This is a genomic window from Duganella guangzhouensis, from assembly GCF_009674535.1.
GTDB classification, from domain to species: Bacteria; Pseudomonadota; Gammaproteobacteria; order Burkholderiales; family Burkholderiaceae_D; genus Rugamonas; species Rugamonas guangzhouensis.
The window spans coordinates 1-1,448 of sequence record NZ_WKJK01000058.1 but is presented as its reverse complement, the minus strand read 5'-3'; the positions used below and the strand labels follow the sequence as shown (position 1 = coordinate 1,448).

Sequence of the window (1,448 nt, the reverse complement as noted above, 5' to 3'; positions counted from 1 at the left end):
AAACAGAGATTAAACTAAAGAGTTTGATCCTGGCTCAGATTGAACGCTGGCGGCATGCCTTACACATGCAAGTCGAACGGCAGCGCGGGGCAACCTGGCGGCGAGTGGCGAACGGGTGAGTAATATATCGGAACGTACCCAGGAGTGGGGGATAACGTAGCGAAAGTTACGCTAATACCGCATACGTCCTAAGGGAGAAAGTGGGGGATCGCAAGACCTCATGCTCGTGGAGCGGCCGATATCTGATTAGCTAGTTGGTGGGGTAAAGGCCCACCAAGGCAACGATCAGTAGCTGGTCTGAGAGGACGACCAGCCACACTGGAACTGAGACACGGTCCAGACTCCTACGGGAGGCAGCAGTGGGGAATTTTGGACAATGGGGGCAACCCTGATCCAGCAATGCCGCGTGAGTGAAGAAGGCCTTCGGGTTGTAAAGCTCTTTTGTCAGGGAAGAAAAGGTTCGGGCTAATATCCTGGGCTCATGACGGTACCTGAAGAATAAGCACCGGCTAACTACGTGCCAGCAGCCGCGGTAATACGTAGGGTGCAAGCGTTAATCGGAATTACTGGGCGTAAAGCGTGCGCAGGCGGTTTTGTAAGACTGTCGTGAAATCCCCGGGCTTAACCTGGGAATGGCGATGGTGACTGCAAGGCTAGAGTTTGGCAGAGGGGGGTAGAATTCCACGTGTAGCAGTGAAATGCGTAGATATGTGGAGGAACACCGATGGCGAAGGCAGCCCCCTGGGTCAAAACTGACGCTCATGCACGAAAGCGTGGGGAGCAAACAGGATTAGATACCCTGGTAGTCCACGCCCTAAACGATGTCTACTAGTTGTCGGGTCTTAATTGACTTGGTAACGCAGCTAACGCGTGAAGTAGACCGCCTGGGGAGTACGGTCGCAAGATTAAAACTCAAAGGAATTGACGGGGACCCGCACAAGCGGTGGATGATGTGGATTAATTCGATGCAACGCGAAAAACCTTACCTACCCTTGACATGGATGGAATCCTTGAGAGATTGAGGAGTGCCCGAAAGGGAACCATTACACAGGTGCTGCATGGCTGTCGTCAGCTCGTGTCGTGAGATGTTGGGTTAAGTCCCGCAACGAGCGCAACCCTTGTCATTAGTTGCTACGAAAGAGCACTCTAATGAGACTGCCGGTGACAAACCGGAGGAAGGTGGGGATGACGTCAAGTCCTCATGGCCCTTATGGGTAGGGCTTCACACGTCATACAATGGTACATACAGAGGGCCGCCAACCCGCGAGGGGGAGCTAATCCCAGAAAGTGTATCGTAGTCCGGATTGTAGTCTGCAACTCGACTGCATGAAGTTGGAATCGCTAGTAATCGCGGATCAGCATGTCGCGGTGAATACGTTCCCGGGTCTTGTACACACCGCCCGTCACACCATGGGAGCGGGTTTTACCAGAAGTAGGTAGCTTAACCG

The 1,448-nt window shown here is 53.3% G+C and carries 1 rRNA gene; it reads left to right on the top strand.

What is annotated here, in order from left to right:
• Positions 1 to 11 precede the first annotated feature (11 nt).
• A 16S ribosomal RNA gene (locus GJ699_RS33875) occupies positions 12 to 1,448 on the top strand; the annotation flags it as partial.